This is a genomic window from Halomonas sp. CKK8 (genome assembly GCF_029625235.1).
Classification (GTDB): domain Bacteria; phylum Pseudomonadota; class Gammaproteobacteria; order Pseudomonadales; family Halomonadaceae; genus Halomonas; species Halomonas ventosae.
Map to the genome: position 1 here is coordinate 3,655,901 of NZ_CP121193.1, position 24,936 is coordinate 3,680,836.

Annotated in this window: 25 protein-coding genes; 11 read left to right on the top strand and 14 right to left on the bottom strand. The window is 69.2% G+C overall.

Translation table 11 applies throughout. From position 1 onward, the window contains the following. Positions 1-6: 6 nt before the first annotated feature. Positions 7-1,011: a branched-chain amino acid ABC transporter permease gene (locus P8934_RS17285; protein WP_278032088.1), complete on the top strand. Its 1,005-nt coding sequence runs from the start codon at positions 7-9 to the stop codon at positions 1,009-1,011. Then, positions 1,011-2,309 (top strand): branched-chain amino acid ABC transporter permease, encoded by a 1,299-nt coding sequence (locus tag P8934_RS17290; RefSeq protein ID WP_278032089.1) that lies wholly within the window; start codon positions 1,011-1,013, stop codon positions 2,307-2,309. The genes P8934_RS17285 and P8934_RS17290 overlap by 1 nt, the downstream gene beginning before the upstream one ends. An 88-nt stretch (positions 2,310-2,397) precedes the next feature. Here the strand turns inward: P8934_RS17290 and P8934_RS17295 are convergent, their stop codons facing one another. Further along, positions 2,398-3,603 (bottom strand): ABC transporter substrate-binding protein, encoded by a 1,206-nt coding sequence (locus P8934_RS17295; protein ID WP_133634629.1) that lies wholly within the window; start codon positions 3,601-3,603, stop codon positions 2,398-2,400. Positions 3,604-3,742: 139 nt separating this feature from the next. Here P8934_RS17295 and P8934_RS17300 point away from each other — a divergent pair, with 139 nt between their 5' ends. The 3 genes from P8934_RS17300 (at position 3,743) to P8934_RS17310 (ending at position 6,148) form a co-directional block, all read left to right on the top strand. Beyond that, a complete protein-coding gene (locus P8934_RS17300; RefSeq protein ID WP_278032090.1) occupies positions 3,743-4,507 on the top strand; it encodes a dienelactone hydrolase family protein in 765 nt (254 codons plus the stop codon). Between the two features lie 92 nt (positions 4,508-4,599). Beyond that, entirely contained in the window at positions 4,600-5,655 is a 1,056-nt protein-coding gene (locus tag P8934_RS17305) for a C45 family peptidase (RefSeq protein WP_278032091.1), read from the top strand. Between the two features lie 124 nt (positions 5,656-5,779). Beyond that, positions 5,780-6,148 (top strand): DUF6746 family protein, encoded by a 369-nt coding sequence (locus P8934_RS17310; RefSeq protein ID WP_278032092.1) that lies wholly within the window; start codon positions 5,780-5,782, stop codon positions 6,146-6,148. A gap of 33 nt (positions 6,149-6,181) precedes the next feature. Here the strand turns inward: P8934_RS17310 and P8934_RS17315 are convergent, their stop codons facing one another. The 9 genes from P8934_RS17315 to P8934_RS17355 all read right to left on the bottom strand — a co-directional run bounded on the left by P8934_RS17315 (position 6,182) and on the right by P8934_RS17355 (position 13,054). Next, entirely contained in the window at positions 6,182-6,769 is a 588-nt protein-coding gene (locus P8934_RS17315; RefSeq protein WP_278032093.1) for a DUF4202 domain-containing protein, read from the bottom strand. 96 nt (positions 6,770-6,865) lie between these two features. After that, complete coding sequence (locus tag P8934_RS17320) at positions 6,866-7,339, bottom strand: hypothetical protein (RefSeq protein WP_278032094.1); 474 nt, start codon at positions 7,337-7,339, stop codon at positions 6,866-6,868. Positions 7,340-7,615: 276 nt separating this feature from the next. Then, positions 7,616-7,852: a YrhK family protein gene (locus P8934_RS17325; RefSeq protein WP_278032095.1), complete on the bottom strand. Its 237-nt coding sequence runs from the start codon at positions 7,850-7,852 to the stop codon at positions 7,616-7,618. A 92-nt stretch (positions 7,853-7,944) separates the two neighbouring features. Then, a complete protein-coding gene (locus P8934_RS17330; RefSeq protein WP_278032096.1) occupies positions 7,945-8,292 on the bottom strand; it encodes a 4a-hydroxytetrahydrobiopterin dehydratase in 348 nt (115 codons plus the stop codon). Positions 8,293-8,431: 139 nt separating this feature from the next. After that, on the bottom strand, positions 8,432-9,493 hold the full coding sequence (locus tag P8934_RS17335; RefSeq protein ID WP_278032097.1) for an endonuclease/exonuclease/phosphatase family protein: 1,062 nt from the start codon (positions 9,491-9,493) through the stop codon (positions 8,432-8,434). A 282-nt stretch (positions 9,494-9,775) separates the two neighbouring features. Next, positions 9,776-10,852, bottom strand: a complete 1,077-nt coding sequence (locus tag P8934_RS17340) for a DUF2235 domain-containing protein (RefSeq protein ID WP_278032098.1) — start codon at positions 10,850-10,852, stop codon at positions 9,776-9,778. Positions 10,853-10,959: 107 nt separating this feature from the next. Next, positions 10,960-11,370 carry a hypothetical protein gene (locus tag P8934_RS17345; protein WP_278032099.1) on the bottom strand — a complete coding sequence of 137 codons (411 nt, stop codon included), beginning with the start codon at positions 11,368-11,370 and terminating at the stop codon, positions 10,960-10,962. 163 nt (positions 11,371-11,533) lie between these two features. Continuing rightward, positions 11,534-12,757, bottom strand: a complete 1,224-nt coding sequence (locus P8934_RS17350) for a YbfB/YjiJ family MFS transporter (protein ID WP_278032100.1) — start codon at positions 12,755-12,757, stop codon at positions 11,534-11,536. A 141-nt stretch (positions 12,758-12,898) separates the two neighbouring features. Further along, positions 12,899-13,054, bottom strand: a complete 156-nt coding sequence (locus P8934_RS17355; protein ID WP_278032101.1) for a hypothetical protein — start codon at positions 13,052-13,054, stop codon at positions 12,899-12,901. 140 nt (positions 13,055-13,194) lie between these two features. On the opposite strand from P8934_RS17355, the gene P8934_RS17360 reads away from it, so the two are divergent. Beyond that, on the top strand, positions 13,195-14,220 hold the full coding sequence (locus P8934_RS17360) for an aldo/keto reductase (RefSeq protein ID WP_278032102.1): 1,026 nt from the start codon (positions 13,195-13,197) through the stop codon (positions 14,218-14,220). A gap of 88 nt (positions 14,221-14,308) precedes the next feature. Here P8934_RS17360 and P8934_RS17365 read toward each other — a convergent pair whose 3' ends face one another. Both P8934_RS17365 and P8934_RS17370 read right to left on the bottom strand, forming a co-directional pair. Next, positions 14,309-14,542, bottom strand: coding sequence for a hypothetical protein (locus P8934_RS17365; protein WP_278032103.1), 234 nt, complete (start codon positions 14,540-14,542; stop codon positions 14,309-14,311). Positions 14,543-14,767: 225 nt separating this feature from the next. Beyond that, the gene (locus P8934_RS17370) at positions 14,768-15,727 is read right to left on the bottom strand and encodes a DUF4349 domain-containing protein (protein WP_278032104.1); all 960 of its coding nucleotides are present in this window, start codon (positions 15,725-15,727) and stop codon (positions 14,768-14,770) included. 124 nt (positions 15,728-15,851) lie between these two features. On the opposite strand from P8934_RS17370, the gene P8934_RS17375 reads away from it, so the two are divergent. Further along, positions 15,852-16,445, top strand: coding sequence for a class I SAM-dependent methyltransferase (locus P8934_RS17375; protein ID WP_278032105.1), 594 nt, complete (start codon positions 15,852-15,854; stop codon positions 16,443-16,445). 32 nt (positions 16,446-16,477) lie between these two features. On the opposite strand, the gene P8934_RS17380 is transcribed toward P8934_RS17375, so the two are convergent. Next, the gene (locus P8934_RS17380; protein ID WP_278032106.1) at positions 16,478-17,377 is read right to left on the bottom strand and encodes a LysR family transcriptional regulator; all 900 of its coding nucleotides are present in this window, start codon (positions 17,375-17,377) and stop codon (positions 16,478-16,480) included. A gap of 128 nt (positions 17,378-17,505) precedes the next feature. On the opposite strand from P8934_RS17380, the gene P8934_RS17385 reads away from it, so the two are divergent. Together P8934_RS17385 and P8934_RS17390 are read left to right on the top strand one after the other, a co-directional pair. Further along, positions 17,506-19,104: an NADH-quinone oxidoreductase subunit L gene (locus P8934_RS17385; RefSeq protein WP_278032107.1), complete on the top strand. Its 1,599-nt coding sequence runs from the start codon at positions 17,506-17,508 to the stop codon at positions 19,102-19,104. Beyond that, entirely contained in the window at positions 19,101-21,464 is a 2,364-nt protein-coding gene (locus tag P8934_RS17390) for a putative inorganic carbon transporter subunit DabA (protein WP_278032108.1), read from the top strand. The genes P8934_RS17385 and P8934_RS17390 overlap by 4 nt, the downstream gene beginning before the upstream one ends. Before the next feature lie 200 nt (positions 21,465-21,664). Here P8934_RS17390 and P8934_RS17395 read toward each other — a convergent pair whose 3' ends face one another. Next, positions 21,665-22,612 carry a LysR substrate-binding domain-containing protein gene (locus P8934_RS17395; RefSeq protein ID WP_278032109.1) on the bottom strand — a complete coding sequence of 316 codons (948 nt, stop codon included), beginning with the start codon at positions 22,610-22,612 and terminating at the stop codon, positions 21,665-21,667. 124 nt (positions 22,613-22,736) lie between these two features. On the opposite strand from P8934_RS17395, the gene P8934_RS17400 reads away from it, so the two are divergent. Together P8934_RS17400 and P8934_RS17405 are read left to right on the top strand one after the other, a co-directional pair. Next, positions 22,737-23,996, top strand: a complete 1,260-nt coding sequence (locus P8934_RS17400; RefSeq protein WP_278032110.1) for a Xaa-Pro peptidase family protein — start codon at positions 22,737-22,739, stop codon at positions 23,994-23,996. Positions 23,997-24,031: 35 nt separating this feature from the next. Then, positions 24,032-24,922: a glycine betaine ABC transporter substrate-binding protein gene (locus P8934_RS17405; protein WP_278032111.1), complete on the top strand. Its 891-nt coding sequence runs from the start codon at positions 24,032-24,034 to the stop codon at positions 24,920-24,922. Positions 24,923-24,936 lie beyond the last annotated feature (14 nt).

The window sequence follows — 24,936 nt, forward strand, 5'->3', positions numbered from 1 at the left end:
ACCGACGTGAATGAACTGGTCTTCTTTATCAACAACGTGGTGATCGCCGGCAGCGTGACCGGCTCGATCTACGCCATCGGCGCAGTGGGCGTGACGCTGATCTTCAGCATCATGCGCTTCGCCCACTTCGCCCATGGCGACATGATGACCTTCGGCGCCTTCATGGTGCTGCTGCTGACCACCGCCTTCCCCGGGGCCGGGGCCGCCTTCGGCGTGCCCTCCGCGCTGGTCCTGCTGCCGCTGGCCATGGCGCTGACCGCCCTGCTCGCGGTAGGCATCGACTGGGCCTTCTACAAGCCGCTGCGCGCCCACGGGGTCAAGCCGATCGTGCTGGTGATCGGCTCGCTAGGGGTGACCCTGATGCTCCAGGGCCTGATCCGCCTGTTCGCCGGCACCGGCGGCCAGAGCCTCTACATCGACGACCGCAAGGAGATCTTCCGCCTCGCCCTGCCCTTCGAGGGCGCGCGGGCCCCCATCGTGGTCACCGAGCCGCAGCTCTACCTCTTCGTGATCACCCTGGTCGCGGTCGTCGGCCTGCACCTCTTCCTGTCCCGCTCGCGGCTGGGCAAGGCGATGCGCGCCATGTCCGACAACCCCGACCTGGCCCAGGCCTCGGGGATCAACACCAACACCATCGTCGCCGTGACCTGGGTGATCGCCGGGGGGCTCGCCGCCATCGCCGGCACCCTGCTGTCGCTGGACGTGACCTTCAAGCCCGACCTCAGCTTCTTCCTGCTGCTGCCGATCTTCGCTGCCGCCATCGTCGGCGGCGTGGGCCATCCCTACGGCGCCGTGGCCGGCGGCTTCGTGGTCGGCTTCGCCGAGACCCTGGCGGTGTTCAACTGGAGCGTGCTGCTGCGCCCCTTCCGCGACAGCCTGCCGGAGTGGCTGACCCAGTCCGGCAACCTGGCCTTCGTCGGCACCGAATACAAGATCGTGGTGCCCTTCTTCATCCTGGTCGTCATCCTGGTGTGGCGCCCCACCGGCATCTTCAAGGGCAAGGTGATCTGATGGAAACCAAACGTGCCGATACCGTCGCCGCGCCGGGCCGTTTCCCGCTGCGCGAGCTCCTCCTCTTCGCCGCCGTGCTGGTGGCCGTGCTGGGCGTCTACGCCATCATGGGCCCCGCCTACAGCACCCGCATGCTGGTGGAGGCCTCCTGCTACGCCATCCTGGCCCTGGGCCTGACCATCCAGTGGGGCTATGCCGGCCAGTTCAACGCCGGGGTGATGGGCTTCGTGGCCCTGGGCGGCTTCTGCGCCATGTTCTTCAGCATCCCGGTCAACGAGGCCTTCTGGGGCAGCGAGCTGCCCGGCGAGCTCGGCCGGGTGTTGCTCTACATGGCCGCCGCCGCCCTGGTGGTGTTCGGCGCCACCCGGCTCGACAGGCTCGGCGTGCCGAAAAGGCTGCGCACCGTCATCGCCGTGATTCTCGCGGTGGTGCTCTACCTGGTGGTGATCAACGCCCTGCGCGGGGTGACCGACCAGATCGAGTCCCGCGCCGGCTTCATCGGCGGGCTTGGCCTGCCGGTCGGCGTCGGGTGGATCGTCGGCGGGGCGCTGGCCGGCGGGGTGGGCTATTTCATCGGCCGGGTCTGCCTGGGGCTGCGCAGCGACTACCTGGCCATTGCCACCCTGGGCATCGCCGAGATCATCAAGGCCTTCCTCAAGAACTCCGACTGGCTGACCCGCGGCACCGCCACCGTCTCGCCGCTGCCCTGGCCGGTGCCGGGCCCGGCCGAGGTCGGCTTCACCCTGGCCCGGGCCCTCTACCTCTCGGTCACGGCGGTGATGATCGCGGCGATCTTCTTCCTGCTGAGCCGCGCCTATCACGCCCCCTGGGGGCGGATGATCCGCGCCATCCGCGACAACGAGATCTCCGCCGCGGCCATGGGCAAGGACATCAACAGGCGCCGCCTGGAGATCTTCGTGCTGGGCTGCATCCTGATGGGCATCGGCGGGGCGGCCCTGGCCAGCTTCAACAGCATGTTCGACCCCCAGGGCTACCTGCCCCTCAACCACACCTTCCTGGTGCTGGTGATGGTCATCCTGGGCGGGCCCGGCAACAACCTGGGCACCATCTTCGGCGCCGTGGCGGTCTATATCATCTGGATCATGTCGGCTCCCATGGCACTGTTCCTGATGGACATGGCGATGGCCTTGGGCGCAGGCCTTGGTTGGGAGACACCGACCAACATGGATAGCCGAGCCCTGCAGGCGCGAGTGTTCGTGATCGGCCTGCTGATCACCCTGGTGCTGCGCTACGCGCCCAAGGGGCTGCTCCCGGAGAAGGTCCGCCACCACGGGTGACGGGCGGCCCGCCCTCACCTGCAGGGTCCAGCAAAGACGCGGCCCCGGCGGTTGCCCGCCGGGGCCTCGTGCTGACCGGGAGCGTGGCCTATTCGAGTTCGCCGACCTGCACGAACTCGCCGCCCTCGACGGTCATCTCCACCACGATGCCCGGTACGTCGCCGGCCTCATTGAACTCATGGCGACCGGAAGCCCCCTCGTAGTTGATCTCCTCACCGGCGGCGATCAACTCCACCGCCTTCTCCCACTCACCCGGCAGGATCTCCTCGCCGGGTGCCGTGGCGACGCTGCGCAGCGCCTCGGAGAGCCCCTCGCGCTCGGCGTTGCCGTTCTGTTCGATGGCCAGCGCCAGCAGGAAGGCGGCATCGTAGGCCTGGGCCGCGAACACCGCATCGGGGTCGACGTCGGCCGCCTCGGCCGCCTCGGCGAACAGCGCGGTACCGGGCAGGTCCGGGCTGCCCGGCCGGGTGGCGATCATGCCTTCGAGGACATCGGCGCCCACGGCATCCACCAGGCTGTTGCCGACCATGCCGTCGGCCCCCACGTACTGGGTGAACATGCCGCTCTCGTAGGCCTGGCGCAGCACGGTCTGGCCGGAGGTATCGGCGTAGGCCAGCACCACCAGCGTCGGCACGCCGCTGGACGACAGGGTGCCGAGCTCGGAACGGTAGTCGGCGCGGTTGTCCTCGTGAGCCAGGTTCGCGGCGACCGTGCCACCCTCGGCCTCGAAGGTCTCGGTGAAGGCGTCGGAGAGGCCCTGGCCATAATCATTGTTGACGTAGGTGACCGCCACCTCGTCGATGCCTTTCTCGAGCAGCAGCTTGGCCAGCATCTCGCCCTGGAAGGCGTCCGACGGCACGGTGCGGAATACCAGGTCGTTGTCGTCCAACTCGCTGACAGCCGGCGCCGTGGAGGCCGGCGAGACCATTACCACCCCACCGGGAATGGCCGCGTTGTTGGCCGCCGCGATGGTGGCGCCGGTGCACAGGGCACCCACGATGGCCGTGACCTGCTCGGTGTTGACCATGCGGTCGGCCGCGTTGGAGGCCGCCGAGGCGTCGGAGCAGGTGGTGTCACCGGTGGGCATCTCGATCATCTGGCCGCCGAGGAGACCACCCTGCTCGTTGATCTGGTTCACCGCCAGCTGGGCGCCGTCGAAGATCGGCGGGGTCAGGCTCTCGATCCCGCCGGTGAAGCCACCCAGGAAACCGATCTTGACCTCGGCCTGGGCCATGCCCGAAAGGGCCACGGTGGACGCGGCGACTGCCATCGCCAGTACGCGCTTTTTCATGATTGTTCGTCTCGCTCAGGTTGCTCGGGTAACACACCTTCACAATCTGGAACTCTTGCCCGCAGAACACAAGCCCGCCTCGCCAACGCTCACCGGGACGATGCCTATACTGACAGGCGTCCATCGACCCTGGAGGCACACCATGACCCACCCGCTTCACGCCACCCTGACCCTGGCCGCCACCCTTGGCCTCGCCACCGGCAGCGCCTTCGCCTTCGAACCCGCCGGCCAGGACGTCACCTATGACGTCGGCGGCGAGGCCTTCGAGGGTTACCTCGCCACCGCCGAGGGCGAGGCCCGCGGCAGCGTGCTGGTCATCCACGACTGGGACGGCCTCGACGACTACGAGCGAGAGCGTGCCGACATGCTCGCCGAGCAGGGCTATGACGCCTTCGCCGTCGACCTCTACGGCCAGGGCAATCGCCCGGCGGAGATCGATGCCAAGAAGGCCGAGACCGCGCGGCTCTACGAGGACCGAGAGCGCATGCGCCGCCTGACCCTGGCCGGCCTGGCCGAGGCCCGCAACCAGGGGGCCGCCCAACCCGCCGTGGTGATGGGCTACTGTTTCGGCGGCGCCGTGGTGCTGGAACTCGCCCGCTCCGGCGAGGCGCAGGACGTGGCCGGCTACGCCACCTTCCATGGCGGCCTGGCGACCCCCGAGGGCCAGTCCTACGACACCGATACCGCCCCGATCCTGGTCGCCCACGGCGGCGCCGACCAGTCGATCTCGCTGGACGACGTCGCCAACCTCGGCAAGGAGCTCAAGGCCGCCGGCATCACCTACGAGATCCAGGTCTACTCCGGCGCCCCCCACGCCTTCACCGTCTTCGGCAGCGACCGCTACCAGCAGCGGGCCGACGAGAAGTCCTGGGCGGCCTTCCAGGACCTACTCGACGAGGTGCTGTAACGCCTGGCGGCAGCGCCGGCGAGGATCCGGTGCTGCCGCGCCCCGCCGACTGCTACAGTGATCGTGACCAGCCCCCGCGTCATGAGGTCACCATGCATATCACTCCTCTTTCCGGCAGCCGCAGCGAGATCGGCGAGGCCCACGGCCGCGCCCATGCCGGGCTGATCACCCACAGCCTCGAGGTCTACGACCGGCTGTTCCAGGACTTCGTGGGCCTGGACTGGACCGGGGCGCGCCACACGGCCGAGCGCTTCCTGCCGATGATCGAGCGCGGCTTCCCCGCCATCCTCGATGAGATGGAGGGTATCGCCCGCGGGGCCGGGCTCGACTTCGAGGACATCCTCACCCTCAACTGCCGCAGCGAGATCTCGCTGACCCAGGCCAGCGGCGGCTGCTCCGCCTTTGCCCTGAACCGCGACGGCACCCAGTGGCTGGCCCAGAACTGGGACTGGCGCACCGACCAGCTGCACAACGTGGTGGCCCTCGAGATCAGCGGCCTCGACGCCCCCGCCCTGATCAGCATCGGCGAGGCCGGCATGGTGGCCAAGATCGGCATGAACGAGCACGGCATCGGGGTCTGCCTCAACGCTATCCGTTCGCGGACCTGCGGCGAGGGGCTGCCCATCCACGTCGCCCTGCGCAAGATCCTCGAAAGCCCCGACATGGACGGTGCCGTGGCCGTGGCCAGCCGCGACCGGGTCTGCTCGCCCGCCCACTTCCTGATCGCCAGTGCCGATGGCCAGGCCGCCGGCCTGGAGGTCCACCCCGGCGAACCCGGCCGACTGGCCCCCGAGGGCGGCCTGGTCACCCACACCAACCACCTCTACGCCCGCGCCGCGACCTGCCAGGTCGAGGACTTCCCGCGCCCCGACTCCCGCCCGCGCCTGGCTCGGCTGGACAGCCTGCTGCGCGAGCGGCTACCCGCCGAGGGCGAGATCGGCGAGGGCGAGCTGTTCGCCATCCTCAGCGACCATGAGAACGCGCCGCTTTCGATCTGCCGCCACTTCAATCCCGACCAGCCCCCCGAGGAGCGCATGGAGACGCTGTTCTCGGTGGTGATGGATCTCACCCAGCGTCGCCTGACCCTGCGCCACGGCAAGCCTTGCGAGAGCGACGAGAGCCTGACCGTGCAGTTCGGAAGCGAGTGATGGCACATCGCACCTGACGCAGGTCAAATGCGATATCAGTGCAAACGGTAATTCTTGTCATCAATGGAGGAGGGTGATAGCGTCTTTCATGCGATTGATTCTCATCACCATGAAGGACGCCCCCATGAAACAGCTGCTGTTCGCCGCCCTCTGCACCGGCCTGCTGGCCACCACCGCCCAGGCCGAGGAGCGACCCGACCACTTCGAGGGCGAGGCCGCCGGCACCCTGGCCGAGGCCGTGACCCAGTTCTCCGAGACCAACCACCAGCTGGCCGAGCTGCTCGCTCAGGACGAGCTGAACAATGCCGACCTCGGCACCATTCACGAGCTCACCTACACCCTGGAGAACGCCATGGCGAAGATCGACGAGGAGCTCGACACCATGGCCGTGGACCTGGAGGAGGTGCACCTGGGTTCCGAGAGCGTCGACCGCGAGCGCGTGCGCACCCACGGTGCCGCCTACCTCGAGGCCGCCCGGACCCTGGTCGAATAGGCCCACCCCCGCCCGGCCTCGTCGGGCGGGCACTCACCCCGCCAGCGCCTCCTCCACCAGGCCGCGCGCCTCGGCCGTCATCGGCAGCCCCAGCGCCAGCTCATGGGCCCGCGGTGACATCTTCTTCCAGGTCATCTGCACGATGCGGATCAGGTGGTCGTGATCGATCTGCTTCGAGAAGTCGCCGAAGTAGTTCTCCAGGAACACCAGACAGGCACAGTCCTCCACCGCCTGGGCGCCCGGGTCGCGGCCCAGGCCCTGCTTGCGGATCATCCGCGCCACCCGCTCGGCCTGCTCGGCGGTGTAGCCCGCCTCCTGCATCAGCCGTTCGGTGGTCTCGCCGGCCCGCTGGCCCTGGTCACGCCGCCAGGTGAGATAGCCTACCCGCCCTTCGGGGTAATCCGTGCGCGGCACCTGCCAGCGCTGCAGGTGCTGGCCGCGCACCGCGAGGCGCATCAGCTCGTCGGGATGTTCGTGCAGCCGCTCCAGCCAGGCACTCATGCGTCCGGCATGCCACAGCTCCTGGGGCACCGGCTCGCCATCCACCTGCACACGGCGCGGGTCCTCCGCGTGCAGGGCATCCAGGGCGGCGAGGGTCTGGTCAAGGGGGGAAAGGGGCATCGGTCTGGCCTCCGTGCTGAACAAGCGGGCCGGCCCGGCGACATCGCGCCACCGGGCCGGAACATCAGCCTGTTCTGACGCAAAACCCCAGGCAGGTCAATCCTGTGGAGCGTTGCCCTGAGCGGGGGGAGCCATTCCCCAGCCAGCCGGGATGTCGGCGCCCTCGAGGCCCTCGAAGCGGTCGGTGACGTAGGCGCCATGACACGCCACGCAGGACTCGGTCATGCGCCCGTACAGCGCTACCTGCCGGGCGGTGTCCCGGGCCTGGCCGGCCTCGGCCAGGGACGCCGAGAGCTCGTGCAGGGTCGCATCCATCTGCAGGAACGCCTGCGGCACGGCCGCTTTCAGGTCCTGGCGGTCCTCATCGGTCAACGACTGCTCGAGGATGAAGCTGTCGTGGATTGCCTGCCCCTTCTCTGCCACCACGGCGTGTCGGCCCTGCAGCATGGCGCTGTAGATCTCCTGCATCGCCTGCTCGATCTGCAGCATCTCCTTCTGCAGCAGGCCCTGCAGCTTGGGCGTCAGATCGGGCCGGACGGGGTCCGCGGCCAGGCTGGACGCACTGGCCATCAGCGCGACCAGGCTACCCAGGACAAGGGCAACTCCCCGACCACGACGAACGTGAGGAGGAAAAGCCGAATGGCTCGATACTGGAAATGGCATGACGGATCTCCTCTCATGGGCTCTCAACCAAAGCTCAGCTCTGGAAAGCGTAGTTGCCACCCGGAGGGGCCGCCTTGAGGCAGATCAGTCCCGCCACGCTCGTTACTCACTCTCGCCACACGCCAGGCCGCTGAGGCGGGCCTTGCCCGGTCACCTGTCGACGAGAGCTTCTAACTCTCCCGGTTACTGGCGGGAATTCGTTGAGTGTGGATGTGGCTGATGAGGCGGATGGTAGGGCGAATCAGAAACTACAAACTGCAAACTGCCGATAATGAACAGCCAGATCGACGCTTTCTCGTCCTTGGGGAACAGAAACAGAATGCTGCCTGCCAGGAACCAGATGGCGATGAAAAAGTCGTTGCCGATGCTGATCAGCTCGTAACGGCGACGAATGATCAGTTCTTCATGGCCCAGCTTCATGGGTCAGGGGATGATCTATACGACGCTCAATCATGCTGACTGGAGCCTCGCGCGGGAAACGCGGCGGAAGCCGGCTTCCGCCGCGCTTGGGGTTATTGCATGTCGTTAAAGGCCGCGTCGGTTCTTGCGGCGAGGACGAAATCATTCTTGTGCAGGCCGCCGATTTCGTGGCTCCACCAGCTAACGGCAACCTTGCCGTATTCCAGCACGATAACCGGGTGATGATCTTCGGCTTCTGCGAGATCACCAACCTTGTTGGTGAATTCCAGTGCCTTGGCGAAGTTCTTGAGCTTGAAAAGCCGGTGAAGCTGCTCTTCACCTTCAACCACTCGGATTTCCCAGTCCGGAACATCCTTGTGCAACTGCTGCTTTTCTTCCTCGGTTGCCTTGGGCGCATCCGGGCTGCAGGCTTCACAGCTATGTTCTTTCAGATCGCTCATCTCAACCTCCAGGGTTGTTGGCTGTACTACCAAGGGTGGAGTCTACCCTTCGCATTATCAACACCTCCGGGAACTCCTGCCGGCGCCAGAACAGAGCATCCGGCGAGGGCCGATGTGAACCGGAAGCCCCCCAGGCTCGTTATCCCTTCTCAGCACACAGCAGGCCGCTGCGCCGGATCTCCCTCAGCCGCCCATCGCCGATCCCCGCGATCCGGGTGAGCTCGCTGGGCACCCGCCACGGCCGGCCGGCAATGATGTCCGCGGCGCGCGCCGGTCCCACGTGGGGGAGCTCTGCCAGTCGGGTGGCGGCGCTGTCATTGAGGTCGATGCAGCTCACCAGCCGCTGGGTCGCCACCAGCTCGCCGCTGCCGGCCTGGGTCGCGGCCAGCGCCGCGCCGTTCAGCGCCAGGTAGACAGGCGCATGGTCCGAGACCCGATCGCGCGCCACCTGGTGGGCCAGCGGCAGCAGCTCGGGAAAACGCAGGATGCCCTGGCCGTCGGGGGCCAGCCGCCCGGCGTCGTACCAGAGGTTGTCGTAGAGGCTGGCGTACTGGCCCGCCGTGGTCGCCAGGGTCGAGTGCCCCTCGGTGATCGCGGGCCTGGCACCCCGCTCGCGAAGCGCTCGCCAGGCCGGATGGTCGGGCGGCAGGTTGAAGTCCCCCGCCAGCAGACGCGGCGTCTCCGGATGGACCTCGCCCAGCCACTGCCAGTAGTCGGCCAGCGCCTCGATCTCCGGCAGGCGATCGCCCACGCTGTCGCCATAGACCACGTGCACGGTGGCCAGGGTGAAGGCCTCGCCGCCCTCCACATCGCGGAAGCGCGCCGAGTAGGGCTCGCGCGAGAAGACATCGCCATGGTCGATGAACACCACGGCGCCATCCTCATAGGCCACCTCACGCTCCCGCCACAGGAAGCCGTAGTGCTCCTCGTAGGAGCTGCGCCCCAGGGCGTGGCTGGCCATGGAGGACCACGCCTCGCCGGAGATCGCCTCCAGCTCGCCCTCCAGCGCCTCTAGCGCCGCCGGGTCCATCAACTCCTGCACCGCCAGCAGGTCGAAGTGGTTGGCCACGTGGGCCACCTGCGGCATGGCCTTGTCGTTGTTCCAGCCCAGATGCTTGATGTTCCAGCTGCCGACGATCACATCGGCCTGGGCGAACAGGGGGAGCAGGGCCAGCAGCCCTGCGAGCCGGATACGGGGCATCCTTCCTCCGCACAAAAGGCCGCCATCCTGGCGGCCTCGGCCCGGATAATCAATCTCTTATCGAGAAATGGAGGGGGATGTCAGCGAAAGGAGAGGAACAGCGCGAAGGCGGCCATGGCCAGCAGGAACAGCGTCAGGCCGATGCGACGCGCCGGACGCCATAGGTGCTCGATACGGGCCATGATCGGCATGGAGGATTCTTCCTCGCCTCAGTGAATGATGTCGGCCTTGGCCCCCCCGGGAAACCGAGTAAGCCAGCCCTGGCATGTCTCTTCGGGCATATCACTCTTCTGAAGGCGGCGTACACCCCGCACGGACCAGCGTTGGCGGCCGATAGGCGTCATCTTCCTGCCAGCGGCGCCACACCGAAGGGTCCACGCTGACGCCAACCGCCCGTTTGCCTTCCGCATCCTGGGCATAGTGCCGATAGTGTCTGCCATCGCCGTCCCGATCCCACAGGGCACGGTAGCGGCGATAGAGCCCCGCCATGAACTCCGCATAGGAGTCTCTCGGCTGCGCGCGATAGGCGTCGGCCGGGAGTTCGGCCCGATGCAGCGAGAGCCCCGCCATTGCCGCCTTGTCGCACATCCACCCATAGGCCAGGCTGGCCAGCGGATCGAAGCCACCGTCCTCCATCCGGTAGCCGCCGCCTACATTGGCATGGGCACCGATGAACCAGCGCTGCTCCACTTCGTCCTGGCTGGGTTTCTTCTCGCCCCCGACGTGGGTCCAGAGGGCGGCATCGTAGGCCTTGCGGTGCTCATCCAGCGCCATCGCCTGGTAGGCCCGCTTCACGATCGACGACAGCTCGGTATCATGCCAGTCGAAGCGGCCATGTTCCGAGAAGTGGGTCCCGGGAATGCCCAGGGCCCCCACGGTATCCCATACCCCGATGAAGTCGATCTCGATCTCGCGGCTGTACCGCTCGCGAAACCTGCAGGAGGCCATATCCCCGGGCGACAGCGTCTTGTCGCGGTAGAGCTTTTCGGCTTGCTCGACCAGCCCTGGCGTAGCGATGCGCAGCAGCCCGCACTTGCGGATCATCCCCACCAGGCTGCGCGCCGTATAGGCACCGCGGCTGAAGCCGAAGACGAAGACCTGGACCCCTTCGACGTAGTTGCGAACCAGCCAGTCATAGCCATGCTGCAGGTTACGGCTCAACCCCAGCCCGAATGCCCCGCCGACCAGGCGCTCCCACTGCCGCGTACCGACGCCGGGCTCGTAGTAGAAGCGCTGCCTGACGCCCTGGGCGTCTCGGTCATGGAGGTCCCGCGCCAGCCGATAGATATTGGTGCGATCCTGGGGGTCGTTCCAGGTGCCATCGAACAACAGGATGAGGCGCTGCACGGGTTGTGACATCGGACGCTCTCCTCTTCACGTCACGGCGTTTCACAGACCTTCGCGACAGAGCCCCTTCTGGCACTCTCCACCCTCACCGGGTCGATCACCCGCATGGCAGAGCCAGCTCAGGCGCTGACCTTGACGAAGGCCGCCGTGGCCCTGAATTGCCCTGCGGCCTGGTCGAGCACGCCGAGCTTGCGCTGACGCTCTGCGTCATCCGTCCCGCCCAGTTCGGCATGCAGCCGCTCGATCTCATGGACCTCGGCGAGTTGGGCGCCGAGCTCGGCGGCTTGCGCATTGCCGATCAGGTCCCCTATCGCCGCCTCCATGTGCTGGGAGTGGGTCAACAGCTCCTGGCACTTTCCGTGAGGATAGTGCCCTTGCTTCAGCTGAGCACTGGCTTCCTCGATGGTTTCCGCGATGGCCTCCAGAAACTCGGCCACCACCTTCTTGCGAGCCTGCCTCGCCTGGGACAGCTCCTCGCGAAGACTGAACAGCTTCTGCCCGACCGACAGAATGGTGTCGATAATGGTCATCATGACTCGCCCCTTCGTTCTCGAACCGCAGCGGCGACGCCCCCTCCGCGCGGCCCAGGCCAGGGCCTCCCTGCCATCGCATCAACGAGCCTTCAATGGCGTAAGCTTAGGTAAGCCACTCCAGTCCCGCCATCGCCACGCCGCCAACCGCGGTCGCTTCCCCTCACCCCGCCGGGGCCGCCTTGGCCTCCGCATCCAGCCGCTGGGCGGTTCGATCCACCCGGCGCAGCCAGGCAAGCAGCACCGCGCCCAGCGCCACGAAGCCGCCCGCCAGCCACAGGCCGGTGTCGTAGTGGCCGGTGGCCTCGGCGAGCATGCCGGTGAGTGCCGGGGCGATGATCTGCGCCGCGCCGTAGGCCAGGGTCATGCGCCCCATCAGCCGCGCCGGGCTCTGCGGGTAGAGCCGGCCAGCCATGGTCAGCACCAGACTCACGCAGCCCAGGAAGGTGCCACCGTAGAGCACCGCACTGAGCAGCACGCCGGCCAGGCTGTCGGTCAGCGCCGGCAGCACGATGCCCACCACCTGCAGCGCCATGGCACTGATCAGCGCGCCCAGGTAGCCGATGCGCCGGGCGATCAGGTCCCACAGCAACACCGCGGGGGCGGCGGCCAGCCCCACCAGGGCGAAGGTCCAGTTGCCGGCGCCGGCCAGCAGCGGCTCGCGCTCGACGATGGCGACGATGAAGGTGGCGCTGATCACGTAGCCGTAGCCGGCGCAGAAGTAGGCGGCGAGCATCAGCCGCATGAAGGTGCGCGAAGGCGGAGAAGCCTGCTGATGATGGCTGCCACCACCAGCTTCGGTCGGCTTTGCGGGTCGCGGCAGCCAGGCCCAGGCGGGCACCAGCAGCGCTACGGCCAGGGCGGCGAAGCCCCACCACTGTGCCTGCCATTCCAGGGCGAGGCGCCGCATCAGCTCCACCGCCAGGGCGGCCAGCAGGATGCCCAGCCCCAGGCCGGCGAAGTGGATGCCCAGTTCGCCGCGATGACGATGCTGGATCAGCCAGTGCAGGATCAGCCCCGAGGCGAGCAGCATGGCGCCACTGCTCGAGAAGCCGGCCACGAAGCGCATGCCGGCCCACAGCCAGAAGCTGTCGGCCAGCGCCATGCCGGCGGTGGAGAGCATCGCCAGCAGCAGGGTGAGGCGATAGAGGGTGTCCTTGAGCCGGATGCGGTGGATCGAGGCCGCCACCAGCGCGCCCAGCATGTAGCCGGCGTAATTGAGGGCGGCCAGCCAGCCGCCCTGGGCATCACTCAGCCAGGTCTGCTGCTGCATCACCGGCAGCAGCGGCGTGTAGGCGAAGCGCGCCACGCCCACGCACAGCAGCTGGCTGAACAGCCCGGCCAGCAGCACCCGGTAGCGCGGAGAGAGAAGAAAGGGGTGGGCCATGCCTGGCGCTCCGTCAGTCCCTGTCGGGGTGAGTGTCACTGCCGCCGCGGCGGCGTGGCCGGAGCTACCATACCGCACGCCCCCGGCCATGACCGGGGGCGTGCGACCAAAAGGCAACGACCAGGGCCCGATGCGAAACGCTCAGCGGCCCCTGGCGGCAGGAGGCGCCAGGCGTGCCAGCACGGCCTCGCCCGGCATCCGGCGGTCCAGGATCGCCATGCCCAGGTGGTCGACGGTCAGCGCCCCCAGCTCCCAGCCCGGCAGGCATGGAAGATGCCGCCGACGGCGGTCACCCACTCGGAGATGAAAGAAGTTCGCATGCAAACCGGCAAAACGCGCAGAAATTGTGACGGCGAGGGGCAGGGATACGCCAACGGCGCCGTGGAGCTTGGTACTCTCATCGGCAAGGCAGGACAAACTGACACCAAGGAGCCGCCATGAATCCCCTGACCGCTCGCCTCAAGGAAGTGGCCTCGCCGATGATCGCCCTGGGCTGCATGAACCTCTCCCACGGCTACGGCAGCCCGCTTCCCGAGAGCGAGGCGCTGCATGCCCTGGAAGCGGCCTTCGACATGGGCTATCGCCACTTCGATACCGCCACCCTCTACGGCGCCACGGCCAACGAGCAGCTGGTGGGCAAGGCCCTGGCGGGCAAACGCCACGAGATCCTGCTGGCCAGCAAGTGCGGCATGGCCATGGACCCGGCGCTCGGCCGCAAGGTGATCGACGGGCGCCCGGAAACGCTCTATCGCCAGTGCGAGGCGAGCCTCGCGCGGCTGGGCACCGACCACCTGGACCTCTACTACCTGCACCGCTGGGACAAGGGCGTGCCCATCGAGGAGAGCGTCGGCGCGCTGGCCCGACTGGTGGAACAGGGAAAGGTGCGCGCCATCGGGCTCTCGGAGGTCTCGGCGGCCACCCTGCGCCGGGCACGCAAGGAGCACCCCATTGCGGCGGCGCAGTCCGAGTACTCGCTGTGGACCCGCAACCCGGAGATCGGCCTGATCAAGGCCTGCCGCGAGGCCGATACGGCCCTGGTGGCCTTCAGCCCCCTGGGGCGCGGCTTCCTGGCGGGTGCCGTCAGCGACCCTTCGCGCCTCGAGGAGAGCGACATGCGCCGCGGCATGCCGCGCTTCAGCGCCGAGAACCATCCCCGCAACCTGCGCCTGCTCGAGGCGTTCACGGCGCTGGCGGAGGAGCTGGGCATGACACCAGGTCAACTGGCCCTGGCCTGGCTGCGGGCCCGGGGCGACGACATCCTGCCGATCCCCGGCTCGCGCAATATCAATCACATGCGCGAGAACCTGGCGGCGGAGCGCCTGCCGCTGGCGCCGGAGAGCGTGGCCCGGTTGGATGCCATGATGACCCCGGACCAGGTGGCGGGGGCCCGCTACGGCGAGGCCCAGCAGGCGGAAGTCGACACCGAGGAGTTCGGCGAGTCAGACACAGGAACCCCCGCCTAGGCGCGGGGCGCCCGGAGGCGGGGCATTCGGCTGCCGAGGCCCGCGTTCTGCCACGGGTCAAGTGACGCCGCGGGCCCTCGGCCAGGCGTCAGTTGTGGTCGACCAGCCCGGCCTCTCCCGCCGCATGGGCACAGTGGGCGCCGCAATAGATCGTATCGCCATGCTGGACACCGTGGCCGATCACGCGGCAGCCGCACTGGGCACAGGATGGTGCCAGCTTATGGATGGCGCATTCGAAGGAATCGAAATCGAAGCTCTGACCATCCTTGGTAACCGTGAAGGTGTCGTCGTATTGGTTGCCGCAGGTCGCACAGGTACCCATCACACACCTCCTGCATGTCTACCTGGGTGGATTCTCCCCGTGGCGCCGCTGATGCCATCCGGCCGAACCGCAGCGGTGCATTTCCGGCGCCCGGGTCATCGATGACCGGCCGGCAAGGCCGTCTGGCCGATGCATGCCTTACCCACCCCCCAACGTAGCAGACGCCCGGCCGCCCTCTCGAACTCGGCGGGCTCCCGGCAGGGCAGCGCACGGAGGCGCCTGGCCTTAGGCGTCGTCAGCCTTCCTCCGTGCCCGGCGCCTCTCACCCAGCCGCGACAGCAAGCGGCGCACCGGCCGCCACAACCGGCTGAGCAGCCACAGCACGGGCAGGCCGATCACCAGCCAGGGGGTGAGGAACACCACCACCAGGATCACCTGGCCCACCGACTCGAAGAACAGCGACACACTGCGGTCCAGCGCCCGCCACAGCGGCGCCAGCACGCCATGCTGGCGGGGCTCCACCCAGCGCTGCTGCTGGAAGTCGGCCGAGATCGCCACCGTCTCGGTGACCCGGGCGAGGTGGCGCTGCTGGCCCTGCATGGACTCGATCTCGCCCTGCACCCTGGCGAGCTCTCGCTCGACCTGCAGCAGGTCCTGGATGCGCCGCTCGCTGAACCCCCGCCCCTCCTGGGCGAGCTCCTTGAGGCGCTCGCGCAGCACCCTCTGCTGGGCCAGCCGCGCCTCGGTGTCGATCACCTGCTGGGTGCGGTCGTGGCGGGTGATCTCCACCCCGCTGAGCGCCGGCGACTCGGCCACCAGACGCACCGGCTCGGCGCGCTCCACCTGGTCGCGGGCCACGCGCAGCGCCAGATAGCCGCTGGCCAGTCCGTGCCGCGGCGTCTGCAGGCGCCCCTGTTCCACCTGGCAGTGCTCGCTCGCCACGCAGGCCTCGTGGGTCTCCCGGTAGGCGGCCACCAGGGCCTCGGCCTCATCGAACTGCAATCGGTAGCCGCGGCGCTCCTCGATACGGGAGTCGGGTGCCTCACCCGCCCCGTCGGCCGGACGGGCGGCACCGGCAACATCGGCCTGGCGCACCATGGCCTCGCCGGAGAAGCGGTCATCCGGCGGGGTCGGCCGCGGCGGCGTGGTGTCGAGGTCGGGCCCGTCGCAGCCGGCGAGGCCGAGGGTGGCAGCCAGCAGCAGGAGCGACAGGAGAAGGCGATAAGGACGGGGCAAGTCTGGCATGGCAGGCGGTCATCCGTGACGAGTCAGGAATCTCAAGCGTAGCACCCCCGCCCTCCCGCAGACGCGGCCCCTGACCCTTGGTATTCTCGATGGCTATATCCATAGTCAACTTCGAGGAATTGCCATGTGGGATGAGCGCTACGACACCGATGACTACGTCTACGGCACCGAACCCAACGACTTCCTGCGCGAGCAGGTGGGACTGATCGGCGAGCCGCCGCGGGAGGTGCTGTGCCTGGCCGATGGCGAGGGGCGCAACGGCGTCTACCTGGCCAGGCTCGGCCATCGGGTGCTCTCAGTGGATGCCTCGGCAGTCGGCCTGCGCAAGGCGGCCCGGCTGGCCGAGCGAGAGGGCGTGCCCCTGGAGACCCGGCTCGCCGACCTCACCGAGCACACCTTCCCCGCCGAGGCCTTCGATGCGGTGGTGTCGATCTTCTGCCATGTGCCCGAGGCAGGCCGCCCGCACCTGCACCGCCAGGTCGCGCGCACCCTGAAGCCTGGCGGGATCCTGATCCTGGAGGCCTATACCCCGGCCCAGGTGCCGCGGGACACCGGCGGGCCGGACACCCCGGACCGCACCCCCACGGCCGTGGAGCTGGAGGCGGCCTTCGCCGACTTCGAGATCCTCGCAAGCCGCGAGTTCGACCGCCAGGTGGTCGAGGGCCGCGGCCATACCGGCCTCGGGGCCGTGGTGCAGTTCATCGCCCGCAAGCGCTGAGCACCCATCACTCGACGGGCTCGCTTAGCGAGTCACTCCCGGGTGGTCGGCAGCAGCGACTCGCCGGACTGGCTCAGCAGGCGCTTGAGCAGCGGCGACTCGAAGCGCCGGCGGATGGTGATGGCGTAGAACTCCTCGAACACGCCGGGCAGGGCGCCGAAGTCGGTCAGGGTGCCGGCGCGCAGCTCGTCGCGCACCACCACCGGCGGCATCACCGCCAGGTGGCCGGTGTCCCGCGCCAGCAGGCGCATCAGGGCCATGTCGTCCACCTCGGCGACGATCGTCGGCGACAGGCGGTGGACCTCGCAGAGCCGGTCGAAGGCGTGGCGCACGCTGCTCTCCGGCCCCGGCACGATCAGGCCGCGGCCGGCAAGCCCCTCGGGAAAGGGCGCCAGCGAGCCCAGGCGCGTCGCCCCGATGATGCTCACCGGCTGGCGCGCCAGGCGCTGGGAGCGCCAGGGGTGCTGGTCGTCGCCGCGCACCGACTGGTTGGCCAGCACCACGTCCAGGCGGTGGGCCGAGAGGCGGCGCAGCAGGTCGTCCAGCCCGCCGCTCTGCAGGCCCAGCTCCAGGTCCTCGCGGTCGAGCAGCGGGCGCAGGAACTCCTCCTGGAAGTTGCGCGACAGTGTCGCCACCGCCCCCACCCGGATCACCTCGCGATGGGCGTGGCCGCCCTCGGCGAACAGCGCGGTAAGCTCCTCCCCCTGGCGGAAGATGGCGTCGGCATAGTCGAACGCCAGCCGCCCCGCCTCGGAGAGGCGCAGCGTGCGCCCCTCGCGCAGGAACAGCGGCTGGCCCAGGCGCTCCTCCAGCTGGCGGATCTGGTGGGAGAGCGCCGACTGTGAGATGTGAAGCGCCTCGGCGGTCCGGGTCAGGTGCCCCGACCTGGCGACCTGCCAGAAGTGGTAGAGGTGATGGTAGTTGAGCTTCATGGCTTCGCTCCGGGCGGTGGCGATATTCGTTCTTTTTAAGCGAACGAAACCTTCTCGATAAACCATTTTTTTGCAACAGGGCGCAGTCGGCATAGTACGGGCAATCCCTCTCCCACAGGAGCCCTACCATGACGACCCTGCTCGATGCGGCGATCCATGCATCGCTGGCGGTGTGGCTGGCGCTGCCGGTCGCGCTGCTGCTCCTCGCCGGCTGGGCCAGCCGGCTGACCACTCCCGGCCGCCAGCGGCGCGCTTGGCGGGTCGGCCAGGCGCTGATGGCCGGCAGCTTCCTGGCCAGCGCGCTGATCGGCGCCCTGCTAGTGGCCGATGCCGCCGGCCTTTCGACCGGCCTGCCGGCCGTCGCCGCGCCCCTGGGCCTCTACCCCGACGGCCTGGCGGTGTGGATGGCGCTGCTGATCAGCTTCCTCGGCGTGGTGCTGCTGCGCTTCGCCGATGGTTACCTGGAGGGCGACCGTGGGCGCACCCGCTTCCTGCCCTGGTGCCTGGTGGTGCTGGCCAGCGTGCTGCTGCTGGTGTTCACCCACCACCTGCTGGTGATGCTGGTGGCCTGGGTGGGGGTCAGCCTGGCCCTGCACCATCTGCTGACCCTCTACCCCGAGCGCCGCGAGGCGCAGCGTGCCGCCTGGCAGAAGTTCGCCGTCAGCCGCCTGGGCGACCTCGCCCTGCTGGCCGCGGTGGGCCTGCTCTACCACCACTACGGCAGCTTCGAGCTGCCGGCGCTGCTGGCCGCCGCGTCGGCCTCGACCGGTGAGGGGTGGGCGCTGCCGGCCGCCTCCGTGGCCCTGGCACTGGCCGCGCTGTGCAAGTGCGCCCAGCTGCCGCTGCACGGCTGGCTGATGAAGGTGATGGAGGCTCCCACCCCGGTCTCGGCGCTGCTCCACGCCGGGGTGGTCAACCTCGGCGGCTACGTCTGGCTGCGCCTCTACCCGCTGTTCGACGGCCTCACCCCGGGTCACCTGCTGCTGATCGCCATCGGCGGCACCACCGCCATCGTCGCGGTGCTGACCATGCTCACCCAGGCGTCGGTCAAGCATGCCCTGGCCTGGTCCACCTGCGCCCAGATGGGGTTCATGCTGATGGAGATCGGCCTGGGCGCCTACACCCTGGCGCTGGTGCACCTTCTCGCCCACTCCCTCTACAAGGCCCACTCCTTCCTCGCCAGCGGGCGCACGGTGCGCGCGGCGCGCTGCTCGCGGCTGACGCTGGCCCCGCTGCCCGAGCGCCTGGCGGCGGCCGGCCTCGCCGCCGGCGCGGCGGGGGCGCTGCTACTGGCCTGGCCCGCCCTGGTCAGCCACAACCCGCTGCTTGGCGTGCTGCTGACCCTGGCGGTGGGCGGGGCGCTGCTGGGCATGCCGGTGGGGCTGGGCCGCGCCCGGCGCCTGGCCCTCGCAGCCATGGCGCTTGCCCTGGTGCCACTCTATGTGCTGCTCCACGCCCTGGTGGCGCCGGCGCTGCCCCGCGCCGCCGACCCCCTGACCCTGGCCGCCGGCCTGCTCGGCGCCGCGCTGCTGCTGGCGCTGGTCGGCCTGGCCCTGGCGGTCACGCTGTGGCCCCGGCATCCCGCGATGGCGCGCTGGCGGATCCACTTCCGCCAGGGCCTCTACGCCCACCTGCCGCTGGAGCGCGCCATCGAGCGCCTGATGCGCCGGCGCCTGCCCGAGCAGCCCCGGCTCGACCCCGTCACCGCCAGAGGAGAGGTGTCATGACCGCCTTCGCCGCCACCGCTGCCCCGAGCGTCACCGCCGAGCACCACCGGGCCCTGGACCGCGCCGCCGAGCGCATCGCCCCCACCTGGCCGCTGGATCGCTGGATCGCCGTCAATCCCTGGTGGGGACTGCGCGACCTACCCATCGAGCAGGCCGAGGCGCTGCTCGCCCGATGCGGCGGGGGCCGCCTGACCCTTGCCCCCGAGTTCTATCGCCGGGCGTGGGAGAGCGGGCGCATCCGTCCCGAGGAGCTGCGCGAGGCGATCGCCCTGTGCGACTCGCCGCTGGACGAGGCTAGCCTGCTGGCGCGACTCGCGCGCCCCAAGGTCCCGCCCCGGGGGCCGTCGAGCGCCTGGGAGGCGTCCGGCGAGGAGAGCGCGGCGGACGACGACCCCTTCGCCCCGGTGGCGGAGTGCTGTGCCGGCTACTTCGACCGCCACCAGCAGCGTTGGGAGTGCGCCCGAAACGAGTCCCTCTTCGCCTGGTGGCACGCCCAGAGCCGCCACGACCGGCGCCTGAGTGCCGCCCGGCGTCAGCGAGTGGCCACGCTGCCCGCCGAGGCCGCGGCCGCCCGCGAGGTACTTCTTGCCGACCTCGCGCTGTCGCCCGAGACGCTGGAGACGCTCGCCCACGCCCTGCTGCTGCGGGTCAACGGCTGGGCCTCCTGGTGCCAGGGGCTGGCCTGGCATACCCCCGCGGCGGCCGGCCACGCCGGCATCGAGCAGCTGCTGGTGGTGCTGCTGGCCTGGGAGTGGCTCGCCCTCGCCGAGCGGGATGCCGCGGAGCGCTCGCGCTGGCAGGCGCACTGGACCGAGGCCACCCCGGCCCCGGAGGCAGGGCGTCAGGCGCTGTGGTGCTGGCAGTGCGCCTTCGAGCTCGGCTACCAGCGCCGGCTGGCGGCGACCCTGGCCGCGCCCACTGCCCCGCGGCCGGCCCCCCAGGTGCAGGCGGCCTTCTGCATCGACGTACGCTCCGAGCCGCTGCGGCGCCACCTCGAGGCCGCCTGGGAGGAGGTCGCCACCCTGGGCGTGGCGGGCTTCTTCGGCATGCCGATCACCCATGCCACCGCCGGCCCGGAACGCGACCTGCCGCGCCTGCCCGGCCTGCTCGCGCCGCGCTACCGCACCGCCGAGGCGCCGCCGCCGGCCCCGCTGCACCGCCGCCGTCACCGGCGGGAGGCCAGCCGCCAGGGGGTCCGCCACGCCAAGTATCATGCGCTCTCCACCTTCACCCTGGTGGAGACCACCGGCCTCGCCTGGGCCTGGAAGCTGATCCGGGACAGCCGCCGCCGCCCGGCGGCCTCGCCTTCACCGACGCCTCTGGAGGGCCCCTTCCACGCCGTCGGAGGCGAGCCGCTGACCACGGCGGAGCGGGTCGACCTCGCCCGGGGGCTGCTCGACGGCCTGGCGCTGGGTGGCGACGCCGCCCCGCTGCTGGTGCTGGTGGGGCACGACTCGGCAAGCGACAACAACCCGCACCACGCCGGCCTCACCTGCGGCGCCTGTGGCGGCCAGGGAGGCGGGCTCAACGCCCGCCTGGCCGCGCGGCTGCTCAACGACCCCGAGGTGCGCCGGAGCCTGGCCGCCCACGGTGCCGGCCTGCCCGAGAGGACCCACGTGCTCGCCGCCACCCACTGCACCCTGACCGACCGCGTCACCCTGCACGACACGGAGACGCTGCCGGAGGCGCTGGTGCCGTTGCTCGAGCGCTTCGAGCAGGCCCTGACCGAGGCCGGCGGCGCCACCCGCGAGGCGCGTGCGGCGGCGCTGGGGGTCGAGGCCGAGGGCGACGCGAACCGCCTGGCCGCCCTGGCGCGGCGCGGGGGCGACTGGTCCCAGCCGCGCCCGGAGTGGGGGCTGGCCAACAATGCCGCCCTGCTGCTGGCCCCGCGGGAGGCGAGCCGCGGCCGAGACCTCGAGGGGCGGGTGTTCCTGCACGAGTACCACCCCGAGCGCGACCCCGGCGGCGCCGCCCTGGAGGCGCTGATGAGCGCCCCCATGCTGGTGGCGAACTGGATCAACCTGCAGTACTACGCCTCGGTGGCCGACCCCGAGCGCCACGGAGCCGGCAACAAGCTGTTGCACTCGGTGGTGGGGGGCCATCTCGGGGTGATCGAGGGCAACTCGCCCCAGCTGCGCATCGGCCTGCCGCGGCAGTCGCTGCACGACGGCAGCGCCTGGCGCCACGAGCCGCTGCGCCTGACGGTGGTGATCGACGCGCCCCGCGAGCGCATCGAGGGGGTACTGGCGCGCCAGCCCGACGTGGCCCGGCTGGTCGACCACCGCTGGCTGTGGCTCTGCCGGCTCACCGCGGCGGGGCTGGAGCGCTACACGCCGGCCGGCTGGCGCCCTTTCAGCTGAGGCGGGGCTGACGGCGCTGACCCCGAGAAGCCGGGCGGACACGGTCGCCGTTGAGCCACCCGGTGGCGGCGTTGAGATAGGCAGAGTAGCTGACTCGGGCCAGCAACCAGGCGGCCGGCCGCGGCGAGGCGGCGAGGGGTGAGCAGGGGCAACCAGTCCAGCAGGATCAGCGCGGATCGCGTCGTTGTCATGGTGTCTGCTCATCGTGGTAGCAGAGCGGACGTGTCTGTCGATGCCTCTCGACCCACCCAGCCCAGCAGCCAGTCGCTTAGCAGGGCTATTTCGGGGGACTCCTGCTGTCGTCGACGAGCCAGCCAGTAGTGGCAGCCCGTCTTTACCTGGTAGGCGCCCAGCCGCTCCAGGGTGCCGTCGGCCAGGCGGGCGTCGACCTGATGTCGCGTCCCCAGCGCCACGCCCTGCCCCTGCTCGGCGGCATCCAGCAGCAGGGAGTAGCTGTTGAATACCGCCTCGGGTACCAGCTCGTTGGTCGCCACGCCCAGGGCACCAAACCAGCGTCCCCAGTTGACCCAGTTGGGCTCGATGCGCTCGAAGTCGAGCAGCCGGTGGGCGAGCAGGGCCTCAGGGCCCTCGAGGTCTCGCCCATAGCGGTCCAGGTAGGCCGGTGCCGCGACCGGGAACAGGCACTCCTCGAACAGCGGCTCGAGGCTCCACTCCAGGCGGGGCGGGCTATCGTAGAGGATCGCGATGTCGACGTCGTCGGCCACCAGGTCGTGGCTGTGGTCGCTGGTCACCAGGCGCAGGCGGGTCGCCTCGGCAGGATACCGGCGACGAAAGGCGTGTACGGCCGGCCCCAGCCATAAATGCGAGATGGCGGTGTTGGCCGCCAGGCTGATGCCCATTGCCGTCTGGGGCGAGGTCACGGTCTCCACGGCATCCACCAGGTAGCTGAGGGCGGCGTTGACCCGCTCCTGCAGTTGCTCTCCCTGCCGGGTCAAGGCCACCCCCCGGCCCGCGCGGCGAAAAAGCGGAGTCTCCAGATAGGCCTCCAGGGCTCGTACCTGCTGGCTGACCGCCGCCTGGGAGACATGCAGCTCCCGTGCCGCTCGAGAGAAGTTCTGCTGGCGTGCGGCGGCCTCGAAGACCAGCAGGGCATGCAACGGTGGCAGTCGATGGCGGAAGCTTTTCATAAGACAAACTTATCAAAATTGATAACAAGACACGCCATACACAAGCAAAACGGGGATCGGTAGGCTGAGCTGAGACGAAATCTTCAACATCAACTTATCATCCGCGAAGGACTTCGAGCACTCCATGGCCCTCTTCGACTGGCACGCCGAGCGCAGCGCATACACGCCCCTGGACATCGAGGCCCCGGCGACAGGCGCCTCACCCATCGACCTGGTGGCGGTGCGCCGTTATCGCCTGGGCCGCGTCCGCGAGCAGATGCGGCGGCTGGGGATCGGCGCCCTGATCCTCTCGGACCCGGTCAACATCCGCTACGCCACCGGGGCGAGGAACATGCAGGTGTTCAGCGCCCGCAATGCCCCGGCCCGCTACTGCCTGGTCACCGAGCGGCGCGTCATCCTGTTCGAATTCACCGGCTGCGAGCATCTCGCCCGGGGACTCGAGACCATCGACGAGATCCGTCCCGCCCATACCGCCAGTTTCGTGGCGGCGGGACCCCTTATCGCCGAGCGCGAGAGGAGCTGGGCCCGTGAGATGGCCGCACTGATCGTCGCCGAGGTAGGCCCGGGCGTGCCGGTCGGCATGGAGCGCATGAATGCCGGTAGCGCCCTGGCCCTGGCCGCCGAAGGCTTTCCCCTGGTGGACGCCCAACAGCCGCTGGAGCTGGCGCGCTGCATCAAGTCCGCCGAGGAGGTGAAGTGCGCCGAGGCCTCTCTACGCGCGACCGAGGCGGGCGTGGCCGCCCTGCGCGAGGCGATCCACCCGGGGATCACCGAGAATGCCCTCTGGTCGGTACTTCACCAGGCGATTATCGAGCGCGACGGCGATTACTGCGAAACGCGCCTGCTCAGCTCGGGTGAGCGCACCAATCCCTGGTTCCAGGAGACCGGCAACAAGCCGCTTGAGGCCAACGAGCTGGTTGCCCTGGACACCGACGTGGTGGGCTGCCACGGCTACTATTCCGACTTCTCGCGCACCTTCCATGTGGGCCCGGCGCGACCCTCCGCTGAACAGCGCGAGCTCTACCGTCTCGCCCATGAGCAGGTGCACCACAACATGGCGATCATCGCCCCGGGCCTGAGCTTCCGGGAGTACGCCGAGCGGGCCTGGGACATCCCGCCGCGTTTCCATGCCAACCGCTATTACCTGTCGGCCCACGGCGTCGGCATGACCGGCGAGTACCCCTATCTCTACCACCGCGCCGACTTTCCGGACGCCGGCTATGACGGCGTGATCCAGCCCGGCATGACCCTCTGCGTGGAGAGCTACATCGGCGCCGAGGACGGCCGCGAGGGGGTCAAGCTCGAGGAGCAGCTGCTGGTGACCGAGACCGGCACCCGCCTGCTGTCACGCTTTCCCTTCGAGGAGGCGCTGATGTCCCCCTGACCCGGGCTTCCTTCCCAACCCACCAAGGAGACAACATGCCAACGATTCGCCCCCTTTCCCTTTGGATCGCCAGCGGTATCGCCCTGGCCGGCACCCTCACCGCGGCCCAGGCTCAGGAGCGCGAGCTGGCCATCGGCACCAACAACTGGGCCGAGAACATCGCCGTGGCCAACATGTGGAAGCTGGTGCTGGAGGAGGAGCACGGTTACGACGTCAGCCTTCAGGACGCCAGCAAGAGCGTCATCTACAGCGGCCTGGCCAACGCGGACTTCGACATCTCCCTGGAGATCTGGCTGCCGGTCACCGATGCCGAGTTCCTGGCGCCCTATGAGGATCGCATCCAGGTGCACGACGGCTGGTACGAGGGCACCGGCCTGGGCCTCGTGGTACCCGACTACGTGGACATCGACAGCATCCCCGAGCTGGCGGACAGCGCCGATGCCTTCACCTACCAGGGTCGCCCGGCCATTCTCGGCATCGATTCCGGCTCGGCCATCGCCGGCCTGACCGATCAGGCCATCGAGCACTACGGCCTGCCACTCGACCAGATCAACAGCTCGGACCCGGCCATGATGGCCGCGCTGGATGACGCCATCTCACGCGAGGCACCGCTGGTGGTGACCCTGTGGAGTCCGCACTGGGCCTTCGCCGAATTCGACCTGAAGTATCTCGACGACCCGGACAACGTCTACGGCGAGAGCGAGACCATCTACTGGTTCTCCCGGCAGGACTTCGCCGACGACGACCCCTGGCTGACCGCCGTCCTCGATGCCTGGGACATGAACGACGACAGCCTCGGCAGCCTGATGGCCGAGATCGAGCAGCGCGACGATCCGGTGGCAGGTGCGCGCCACTGGCTCGAAGAGAACCGTGACCTGGTCGACGAGTGGATCGCCGCCGGCGACGCGGCCGTTGCTGACGATTGAGACAGTGGTCGCCC

Coding starts and splice junctions, on each gene's coding strand:
- P8934_RS17290 (WP_278032089.1), top strand. CDS start 1,011: ATGGAAACCAAACGTGCCGATACCGTCGCCGCGCCGGGCCGTTTCCCG.
- P8934_RS17300 (WP_278032090.1), top strand. CDS start 3,743: ATGACCCACCCGCTTCACGCCACCCTGACCCTGGCCGCCACCCTTGGC.
- P8934_RS17305 (WP_278032091.1), top strand. CDS start 4,600: ATGCATATCACTCCTCTTTCCGGCAGCCGCAGCGAGATCGGCGAGGCC.
- P8934_RS17310 (WP_278032092.1), top strand. CDS start 5,780: ATGAAACAGCTGCTGTTCGCCGCCCTCTGCACCGGCCTGCTGGCCACC.
- P8934_RS17315 (WP_278032093.1), bottom strand. CDS start 6,769: ATGCCCCTTTCCCCCCTTGACCAGACCCTCGCCGCCCTGGATGCCCTG.
- P8934_RS17320 (WP_278032094.1), bottom strand. CDS start 7,339: ATGGCCAGTGCGTCCAGCCTGGCCGCGGACCCCGTCCGGCCCGATCTG.
- P8934_RS17325 (WP_278032095.1), bottom strand. CDS start 7,852: ATGAAGCTGGGCCATGAAGAACTGATCATTCGTCGCCGTTACGAGCTG.
- P8934_RS17330 (WP_278032096.1), bottom strand. CDS start 8,292: ATGAGCGATCTGAAAGAACATAGCTGTGAAGCCTGCAGCCCGGATGCG.
- P8934_RS17335 (WP_278032097.1), bottom strand. CDS start 9,493: ATGCCCCGTATCCGGCTCGCAGGGCTGCTGGCCCTGCTCCCCCTGTTC.
- P8934_RS17340 (WP_278032098.1), bottom strand. CDS start 10,852: ATGTCACAACCCGTGCAGCGCCTCATCCTGTTGTTCGATGGCACCTGG.
- P8934_RS17345 (WP_278032099.1), bottom strand. CDS start 11,370: ATGACCATTATCGACACCATTCTGTCGGTCGGGCAGAAGCTGTTCAGT.
- P8934_RS17350 (WP_278032100.1), bottom strand. CDS start 12,757: ATGGCCCACCCCTTTCTTCTCTCTCCGCGCTACCGGGTGCTGCTGGCC.
- P8934_RS17360 (WP_278032102.1), top strand. CDS start 13,195: ATGAATCCCCTGACCGCTCGCCTCAAGGAAGTGGCCTCGCCGATGATC.
- P8934_RS17365 (WP_278032103.1), bottom strand. CDS start 14,542: ATGGGTACCTGTGCGACCTGCGGCAACCAATACGACGACACCTTCACG.
- P8934_RS17370 (WP_278032104.1), bottom strand. CDS start 15,727: ATGCCAGACTTGCCCCGTCCTTATCGCCTTCTCCTGTCGCTCCTGCTG.
- P8934_RS17375 (WP_278032105.1), top strand. CDS start 15,852: ATGTGGGATGAGCGCTACGACACCGATGACTACGTCTACGGCACCGAA.
- P8934_RS17380 (WP_278032106.1), bottom strand. CDS start 17,377: ATGAAGCTCAACTACCATCACCTCTACCACTTCTGGCAGGTCGCCAGG.
- P8934_RS17385 (WP_278032107.1), top strand. CDS start 17,506: ATGACGACCCTGCTCGATGCGGCGATCCATGCATCGCTGGCGGTGTGG.
- P8934_RS17390 (WP_278032108.1), top strand. CDS start 19,101: ATGACCGCCTTCGCCGCCACCGCTGCCCCGAGCGTCACCGCCGAGCAC.
- P8934_RS17395 (WP_278032109.1), bottom strand. CDS start 22,612: ATGAAAAGCTTCCGCCATCGACTGCCACCGTTGCATGCCCTGCTGGTC.
- P8934_RS17400 (WP_278032110.1), top strand. CDS start 22,737: ATGGCCCTCTTCGACTGGCACGCCGAGCGCAGCGCATACACGCCCCTG.
- P8934_RS17405 (WP_278032111.1), top strand. CDS start 24,032: ATGCCAACGATTCGCCCCCTTTCCCTTTGGATCGCCAGCGGTATCGCC.